We start from the raw sequence: 9581 nt of genomic DNA on the forward strand, positions 1-9581 counted from the left end.
GCCAACCACACCGTGCACGGGGTGTTGGTGGCCACCAACTTCTTTGGCGTCAACACGATTCCGATCGCGCTCAACGAGGCCGATTACGCGCGGATGTGGGTGCAGGCCGCCACCACCATGTCCACCTATCAGGCGGTCTCCACCGCGGCGGTGGCGTCGGCGCCTGCGACCGACCCGGCGCCATCGATCTTGAACAGCAGCGATAGCACCGGCGAAGACAGCGACGACACCGGCATCGTCGACAATGACGGCGGCGACCCGACCCAACTGAGCTGGTGGATCAATCGCATCACCGAGATCTTCGACACCATCTGGAAAGACTTGGCGGAATTTCCCGAGGACCCGGTCGATGCTTTAGAGGATTTGTTTGACGACATTTTCGGGCCAGCCGGACTCATTGCAGACGAGTTCACCCACGTCGGGGAGGCGCTTCAGACTTTCCCCCAGCTTGCGGCCCTTCCGCTGGTGGTGCCGGCCGGATTTGGGGGAGGCATCGCAGGCTTGACTCTGCTGGCCGGCATCCAGCCGGAGGTGGTCACGACGCCGGTCCCCGCCGCCGTGCCGGCACCGATGCCCGCGGCGCCGAGTGCCCCGGCCGTCAGCGGCGCGCCCGTGGTGAGTGCCGCTCCGGCCGCAGCGCCGGCCCCGTCTTCAGCCCCGACGTCGGCGCCGTCGTCCGCCCCCGCCTCGGCCCCCGCGACCGGAACGCCGCCGCCCACCGGCGTCGAGGGGGCCGCCTACCCGTACATCGTCGGGGGCCCGACCGTGGGCTCCGGGTCGGGCGCCGGCGCCGGCACGCAGCGCAAGGCACCGCAGCCCGATGCGGCCGCCGCGGCGGCGGCCGCGGCGGAATCGGCGCGCGAGCAACGGGAGGCGCGCCGGCGCCGGCGGGCGGCGATGAACGAGCACCAGCGCGGCTACCGCTACGAATTCGTCGACGGCGACGCCGGAGGAGACGGCATTGTCGAGCCCGAACCGCCCGCCGTGGCGGCGTCCGCGCACGGCGCGGGCCCGCTGGGTTTCGCCGGGACGGCGAGCAAGGGGGCCGTCGACGCGGCCGGCCTGGCGACGCTGGCCGGCGACGAGTTCGGCGGCGGGCCGTCCATGCCCATGCTGCCGGGCTCCTGGGAGCCGGACTAGGGAAGCCGGATGGGCTTACTCGGGACCGGAACTTTCGGGGCGCGCCGGACGACTATTGGCTGCGTGTTCGTCGCGGTTTCCGGCGGGGATCTTCGGATTGATAATGAAAATGATTTTCGATAAGCTCAGCCGCTTAGAAGCCGCCGACAACACCCGCCAACCCGCCGAAGCGGGCAAGACGACCGAAAGTGCGGCTGATTATGGCCGTTGACGTGCTCATTAGCGGTAATGAACGGGGAGTGTTGTGGTGAGTCGGACGGGCCCTCGCGCCTCGACACTTAGCTTATGCAATGCTAACTTCAGGCGGGTCAGGTTAGGGGAGGCTACATACATGGAAAGACGTGGCCGTGGAAGTCGGTGACACTGGCTTGCTGGCGGTTCAGCCGGTCAATTCGCGAGCGGACGCCAGGGTGGACGGCGACGTCGTCAGCCGGTTCGCCACCTGTTGCCGCGCGCTCGGCATCTCGGTGTACCAGCGCCAGCGCCCGGCCGACCTCACCGCCGCTCGCTCCGGCTTCACCGCGCTGACCCGCATCGCCCACGACCAGTGCGACGCCTGGACCGGGCTGGCGGCCGCCGGGGATGCGTCCCTGCGGGTGCTGGAGGCGGTGTCGCGGACGGCGACGACGGCCGGGGTGTTACAGCGCAAGGTGGATCTGGCGCCCGGGGCCCTCGGCTTCCGCTACGACACCGGCCTGTACCTACAGTTCCGCGCCGTCACCCCGGACGACTTCCACCTCGCACACGCTGCGGCCCTGGCCACCGCCGGACGGTTCGCCGACGCCGACCGGATCGTCACCGGCCTCACCGCGCGCCGCCCGAGCTGGCGGGAAGCGCGCTGGGTCGCCGTGGTCATCAACTACCGCGCCGAGCGGTGGTCGGACGTCGTGAAGTTGCTGACGCCGGTCGTCAACGACACCGACCTCGACGAGGCGTTCAGCCACGCCGCCAGGATCGCGCTGGGCACCGCGCTGGCGCGGCTGGGCATGTTCGCCCCGGCGCTGTCCTACCTCGAGGAGCCCGACGGTGCCGTCGCGGTGGCGGCGGTCGACGGGGCGCTGGCCAAGGCGCTGGTGCTGCGGGCGCACGTCGACGAGGAATCGGCGAGCGAGGTGCTGCAGGATTTGTACGCGGCCCATCCGGAGAACGAACAGATCGAACAGGCGTTGTCCGACACCAGTTTTGGGATCGTGACCACCACCGCGGCGCGGATCGAGGCCCGCACCGACCCCTGGGACCCGGACACCGAGCCCGGCGTGGAGGACTTCGTCGACCCCGCGGCCCACGAGCGCAAGGCCGTGCTGCTGCACGAGGCTGAACTCCAGCTCTCCGAATTCATCGGACTGGACGAGGTCAAGAACCAGGTGTCCCGCCTGAAGAGCTCGGTCGCCATGGAATTGGTGCGCAAGCAGCGCGGGCTCGCGGTCGCGCAGCGCGCGCACCACCTGGTGTTCGCCGGCCCGCCGGGCACCGGTAAGACCACCATCGCCCGCGTGGTCGCCAAGATCTATTGCGGCCTGGGGCTTTTGAAGCGGGAAAACATTCGAGAGGTGCACCGCGCCGACCTGATCGGCCAGCACATCGGCGAGACCGAGGCCAAGACCAACGCGATCATCGACAGCGCGCTCGACGGCGTCCTGTTCCTCGACGAGGCCTACGCCTTGGTCGCCACCGGCGCCAAGAACGACTTCGGGCTGGTGGCCATCGACACGCTGCTGGCGCGGATGGAGAACGACCGCGACCGGCTGGTGGTCATCATCGCCGGCTACCGCGCCGATCTGGACAAGTTCCTGGACACCAACGAGGGCTTGCGTTCCCGGTTCACCCGCAACATCGACTTCCCGTCCTACGCGCCCTCGGAGCTGGTGGAGATCGCGAACAAGATGGCCGAGCAGCGCGACAGCGTCTTCGAACAGGCCGCGCTGGACCACATGGAGGCGCTGTTCACCAAGTTGGCCACCGAGTCGACACCGGACGCCAACGGGATCTCCCGGCGCAACCTCGACATCGCCGGTAATGGCCGGTTCGTCCGCAACATCGTCGAACGCTCCGAGGAAGAACGGGAATTCCGGCTCGACCATTCGGAACACGCCGGCACCGGGGAGTTCAGTGACGAGGAGCTGATGACGATCACCGACCAAGACGTCGAGAACTCGGTGCAGCCGTTGTTGCGTGGTCTCGGGCTGTCGGTGCCCGCATGAGCTCGAATCACGAGTCCGACGACCGGCGTTCGTTCGCCTCGCGCACCCCGGTCAACGACAACCCGGACCGGGTCGAATACCGGCGCGGATTCGTCACCCGCCACCAGGTCAGCGGCTGGCGATTCGTCATGCGGCGCATCGCCTCCGGCATCGCGCTGCATGACACCAGGATGCTCGTCGACCCGCTGCGCACCCAGTCGCGTGCGGTGCTGATGGGCGTGGTCCTGCTGGCCACCGGCCTGGCCGGTTGCTTCGTGTTCTCGCTGATCCGGCCCAACGGGACGGTGGGCACCAACGCCGTGCTCGCCGACCGGGCGACCGCCGCGCTCTACGTGCGGGTGGGCGACCAGTTGCACCCGGTGCTCAATCTGACGTCGGCCCGGCTCATCGTCGGCAAGCCGGTCAATCCCACGACGGTGAAAAGCAGTGAGCTGGACCGGTTTCCGCGCGGCAACCTGATCGGCATCCCGGGCGCGCCGGAGCGCATGGTGCAAAACACCACGCGCGACGCCAACTGGACCGTGTGTGACGGCATCGGTGGCACGGCACACGCCATCCACAGCACGGGCGTCACCGTGATCGCCGGCCGCCCCGACAGCGACGGCGCGCGGGCCGCCAAACTCGATGCGAAGCAGGCGATCCTGGTCGACAGCGGCAACAGCACCTGGTTGCTCTGGGACGGCAGGCGCAGCCAGATCAACCTGTCCGACCACGCCGTCACGAACGCACTCGGCTTGGGGCTGAACAACTCCGAGGTGCCCGCGCCCCGGCCCATCGCGTTGGGGCTGTTCAACGCGATCCCCGAGGCGCCGCCGCTGACGGCGCCGGGCATCCCGAACGCCGGCGCCCCGGCCGCCTTCAGCGTGCCCGCGCCGATCGGGGCGGTCGTGGTGTCCTACGCCCTGGACCCCGGGGCGGCGCGCTACTACGCGGTGCTGCCGGACGGCCTGCAGCCCATCTCCCCGGTCCTCGCGGCGATCCTGCGCAACACGAATTCCTATGGCCTGGAACAACCCCCGCGGCTGGCGGCAGACGCGGTGGCCAAGCTGCCGGTGTCGCGGATGCTGGACACCGCGCGTTATCCGGACCAGCAGGTCACGCTCGTCGACGCGGCCAAGGACCCGGTCACGTGCGCGTACTGGAGCAAGCCGGCCGGGGCCGCCACCAACTCGCTGAGCCTGTTGTCCGGCTCGGCGCTGCCCGTACCCGAATCGATCCGCACCGTCGACCTGGTCGGCGCCACCCCGGCAACCGCCACCCGCGTCGCGCTGGCGCCGGGCACCGGCTACTTCGCCCAGACCGTCACCGGCGGCGCGGGCGCACCCGGCACCGGGTCGTTGTTCTGGGTGTCCGACACCGGGGTTCGCTACGGCATCGACAACGAGGCGGAGAATGCGGCCGCCGGGCGCGGCAAAACCGTTGAGGCGCTTGGCCTCAGCGAGCCGGCGGTGCCCGCGCCGTGGTCGGTGTTGTCGCTGTTCGCCGGCGGCCCCACGCTGTCGCGCGCCGACGCGCTGCTGGCGCACGACGGACTACCCCCCGACACCAAGCCCGGCCGCGTGGCATCAGCAGAGGGAGCGCCCCGATGAGCCGACTCATCTTCGAAGCCCGCCGGCGGCTGGCGCCCCCGGTCACCCGCAAGGGCACCATCAACATCGAGGCGCCGCCCGAATTGCCGCGGGTGATCCCGCCGTCGTTCCTGCGCCGGGCGATGCCCTATGTGCTGGTGATCCTGATCGTCGGCATGGTCGTGGCCCTGTTCGCCACCGGGATGCGGCTGATGTCCCCGCAGACGCTGTTCTTCCCATTCGTGCTGTTGCTGGCGGCCACCGCCATGTACCGCGGCAACGACAGCAAGACGCGGACCGAGGAGGTCGACGCCGAGCGCGCCGACTACCTGCGATATCTGTCGGTGGTGCGCGACAACATCCGCACGCAGGCCGCCCAGCAGCGCGCGGCGGCGCAGTGGTCGCATCCGGAGCCGACGGCCCTGGCCGGCGTGTCCGGTTCGCGCCGGCAGTGGGAGCGTGACCCGCACGACCCGGACTTCTTGGTGCTCCGGGCCGGCCGGCACGAGGTGCCGCTGAGTACCGCCCTGCGGGTGAACGACACGGCGGACGAGGTCGACCTGGAGCCGGTGTCGCACAGCGCATTACGCAGCCTGCTCGACACCCACCGCATCGTGCGCGACGTGCCGACCGGAATCGACCTGACGAAGGTCTCGCGGATCACCGTGCTGGGCGAGGCCGAGGAGGCCCGGGCGGCGATGCGCGCCTGGATCGCCCAGGCGGTGACGTGGCACGACCCGACGGTGCTGGGCGTGGCCCTGGTGGCCCGAGACCTGGAGGGCCCCGACTGGTCCTGGCTGAAATGGTTGCCGCACACCGACGTTCCGGGTGAGCTCGACGGCGTCGGGCCGGCGCGCTTCCTGGTGACCAATCCCGACGAGCTGGTGCTGCTATTAGGACCCGCGTTCGTCGACCGGCCCGCATTCACCGGCGGGGGCTCCGACGCACTGCGGCACCTGCTGATCGTCGTCGACGATCCCGACTTCGACCTGAACACCTCGACGCTGGCGCTGGGCCGCGCGGGCGTCACCGTCGTGCAGCGCAGCGCCACACCGCCGCACCGCGAACAGTATTCGGATCCGGAGAAGCCGATCCTGCGCGTCGCGAACGGCGCGATCGAGCGTTGGCAGACCGGCGGCTGGCGGCCCTACATCGACGACGCCGACCGGCTCGGCGCCGACGAGGCCGCCCACCTGGCGCGCCAACTGTCCCGCTGGGACTCCAACCCGACGCACACCGGCCTGCGGTCGGCGGCCACCCGCGGCGCCACCTTCACCACCCTGCTGGGCATCGGCGACGCCTCGCGGTTGGACGTGCCCACGCTGTGGGCGCCGCGCCCCCGCGAGGACGAGCTGCGGGTGCCCATCGGCGTCACCGCGACCGGCGAGCCGCTGATCTTCGACCTGAAGGACGAGGCCGAGGGCGGGATGGGGCCGCACGGCCTGATGATCGGCATGACGGGGTCCGGCAAGTCGCAGACCCTGATGTCGATCCTGTTGGCGCTGTTGACAACCCACTCGGCCGACCGGCTGATCGTGATCTACGCCGACTTCAAGGGCGAGGCCGGCGCCGACAGCTTCCGGCATTTCCCGCAGGTCGTCGCGGTGATCTCCAACATGGCCGAGAAGAAGTCGCTGGCCGACCGGTTCGCCGACACGCTGCGCGGGGAGGTGGCCCGCCGTGAGACGCTGCTGCGCGAGGCCGGCCGGCGCGTGCAGGGCAGCGCATTCAACTCGGTGACCGAATACGAGAACGCCGTCGCGGCCGGGCATGACCTCCCGCCGATCCCGACGCTGTTCGTGGTCGCCGACGAGTTCACCCTGATGCTGGCCGATCACCCCGAATACGCCGAGTTGTTCGATTACGTTGCGCGCAAAGGCCGCTCGTTCCGCATCCACATCCTGTTCGCGTCGCAGACGCTGGACGTGGGCAAGATCAAGGACATTGACAAGAACACCTCGTACCGCATCGGGTTGAAGGTGGCCAGCCCCAGCGTTTCCCGCCAGATCATCGGGGTGGAGGACGCCTACCACATCGAATCGGGCAAGGAACACAAGGGCGTGGGCTTCTTGGTGCCGGCCCCGGGGGCGACGCCGATCAAATTCCGCAGCACCTACGTCGACGGCATTTACGATCCGCCGCGCCAGGCGAAAGCCCTTGTGGTGCACGCCGCCCCGGAGCCGAAGCTGTTCACGGCCGGGCGGGTCGAGCCGGATCAGGACACGATCATCTCGGCCGAGGACGAGGAGTTCACCGGGCCGCCGCGCAAGCTGATCGCCACCATCGGCGACCAGTTGGCGCGTTACGGGCCGAAGGCGCCGCAGCTGTGGCTGCCACCGCTGGACGAGCCGATCCCGCTGACCGCGGTGCTGGCCCGCGCCGGGGTGCCGCAGCGGCAGTGGCAGTGGCCGCTCGGTGAGATCGACAAACCCTTCGAGATGCGCCGCGACCCGCTGCTGTTCGACGCCACGTCGTCGGCCGGCAACGTGTTGATCCACGGCGGCCCCAAGTCCGGGAAATCGACCGCGCTGCAAACGTTCATCCTGTCGGCGGCCAGCCTGCACTCACCGCGCGACGTCACGTTCTACTGCCTGGACTACGGCGGCGGCAAGCTGCGGGCGCTGGAAGACCTGGCGCACGTCGGCAGCGTCGCCTCGGCCCTGGAGCCCGAGCGGATCCGGCGCACCTTCGGCGAGCTGGAGCAGCTGCTGCTGTCCCGGCAGCGGCGCGAGATGTTCCGCGACTCGCGCGGCGCCGCCCCGGACGACGGGTACGGCGAGGTGTTCCTGGTCATCGACAACCTGTACGCGTTCGGGCGGGACAACACCGACCAGTTCAACACCCGTAATCCGTTGCTGGCCAAGGTGACCGAGCTGGTCAACGTCGGGCTGGCCTACGGCATCCACGTCGTCGTCACCACCCCGAGCTGGCTCGAGGTGCCACTGGCGATGCGCGACGGCCTGGGCCTGCGGCTGGAGCTCAAGTTGCACGATCCGCGGGACAGCAACGTGCGGCTCGTCGGCGCGCTGCGGCGCCCCGCGGAATCCGTGCCGCACGACCAGCCGGGCCGCGGGTTGACGATGGCCGCCGAGCACTTCCTGTTCGCCGCGCCGGAGCTGGACCAGATCGCCGCGCTGAACGCCCGCTACCCGGGCGTCACCGCGCCGCCGGTGCGGCTGCTGCCGACCAACCTCGCCCCCGAGGCGCTCGGGGCCCTTTATCGCGGTCCCGAGCAGGTGGTCATCGGGCAGCGTGAGGAGGACCTCGCGCCCGTCGTCGTCGACTTCGCCGACGAGCCGCTGCTGATGGTGTTCGGCGACAGCAAGTCCGGCAAGACCACCTTGCTGCGCCACATCATTCGCACCATCCGCGAGCACTCCACGCCCGACCAGGTGGCGTTCACGGTGGTGGATCGGCGGCTGCACCTGGTCGACGAGCCGCTGTTCGCCGACAACGAGTACACCGCCAACATCGACCGCATCACCCCGGCGATGTTGGGCCTGGCCAACCTCATCGAGTCGCGGCGTCCCCCGGCCGGATTGCCTCCCGCCGAACTGGCCCGCTTCAGGTATGCGGGCCACACCCACTACCTGATCATCGACGACGTCGACCAAATCCCGGATGCGCCGGCGATGAGCGGCCCGTACATCGGCCAGCGCCCCTGGACGCCGCTGATCGGGATCCTCTCGCAGGCGGCCGATCTGGGACTGCGGGTGATCGTCACGGCGCGCGCCACCGGATCCGGACACGCCTTGATGACGAACACCCTGCTGCGCCGCTTCAACGACCTGCAGGCGACCACGCTGATGCTGGCGGGCAACCCGCAGGACAGCGGCAAGATCCGCGGCCAGCGCTTCGGCCGGCTGCCGGCCGGGCGGGCGATCCTGTTGGGCGACAGCGACACTGGCACGTACGTGCAGCTGGTCAACCCGCTGGTGGGTGAGGCCGCGATGTTTGGTGAAACGCAACAGTAAGGGGAGAGTCATGACGTTGCGAGTGGTTCCCGAGGGCCTGGCCGCGACCAGCGCCGCGGTAGAGGCGTTGACGGCGCGGTTGGCGGCCGCGCACGCGGCGGCGGCGCCGGCGATCACCGCGGTGGTGCCGCCGGCCGTAGACCCGGTGTCGCTGCAGACGGCCGTCGGGTTCAGCGCCCAGGGGCAGGAGCACGCCGCCGTCGCCGCCCAGGGCGTGGAGGAGCTGGGCCGCGCCGGCGTCGGCGTCGGCGAGGCGGGCGCCAGCTACCTCGCCGGAGACACCGCGGCCGCCGCGACCTATGGGGGCGCCTGACAATGACGGCCCCCGTTGCGCCCCTCTGGATGGCTTCGCCACCCGAGGTGCATTCGGCGTTGCTGAGCGCCGGTCCGGGACCGGGGCCGCTGTTGGCGGCGGCCGGTGCGTGGACCTCGCTGAGCGCCGAATATGCAACGGCGGCAGCAGAACTCACGGGCGTGCTGGCGCAGGCGCAGGAGGGGTCGTGGGAGGGCCCGAGCGCCGAGCAGTACGCCGCCGCGCACGCGCCGTACCTGGCATGGCTGACGCAGTCCAGCGCCGACAGCGCGGGCGTGGCCGCGCAGCACGAGGTGGTGGCCGCGGCCTACACCGCCGCCCTGACGGCTATGCCGACGCTGGGGGAGCTGGCGGCCAACCACACCGTGCACGGGGTGTTGGTGGC

6 protein-coding genes are annotated in these 9581 nt (G+C 70.2%); all 6 read left to right on the plus strand.

What is annotated here, in order from left to right; all coding sequences use genetic code 11:
- Positions 1-1140, plus strand: a 1140-nt coding sequence (locus WU80_RS22810) for a PPE family protein (protein WP_055405854.1), incomplete at its 5' end; no start/stop codon positions are given.
- A 347-nt stretch (positions 1141-1487) separates the two neighbouring features.
- The gene (gene eccA / locus WU80_RS22815; protein WP_055404732.1) at positions 1488-3341 is read left to right on the plus strand and encodes a type VII secretion AAA-ATPase EccA; all 1854 of its coding nucleotides are present in this window, start codon (positions 1488-1490) and stop codon (positions 3339-3341) included.
- Entirely contained in the window at positions 3338-4930 is a 1593-nt protein-coding gene (eccB, locus tag WU80_RS22820) for a type VII secretion protein EccB (protein WP_055404720.1), read from the plus strand. The genes eccA and eccB overlap by 4 nt, the downstream gene beginning before the upstream one ends.
- Positions 4927-8883, plus strand: coding sequence for a type VII secretion protein EccCa (gene eccCa, locus WU80_RS22825; protein WP_055404721.1), 3957 nt, complete (start codon positions 4927-4929; stop codon positions 8881-8883). Before eccB ends, eccCa begins: the two co-directional genes overlap by 4 nt.
- Positions 8884-8893: 10 nt before the next feature.
- Entirely contained in the window at positions 8894-9196 is a 303-nt protein-coding gene (locus WU80_RS22830) for a PE family protein (protein ID WP_055404722.1), read from the plus strand.
- Between the two features lie 2 nt (positions 9197-9198).
- Positions 9199-9581 (plus strand): PPE family protein (locus tag WU80_RS22835; protein WP_197286010.1); only part of this gene is annotated, 383 nt, incomplete at its 3' end.

Origin of the sequence: Mycobacterium sp. UM_11 (genome assembly GCF_001414075.1) — a bacterium.
Classification (GTDB): domain Bacteria; phylum Actinomycetota; class Actinomycetes; order Mycobacteriales; family Mycobacteriaceae; genus Mycobacterium.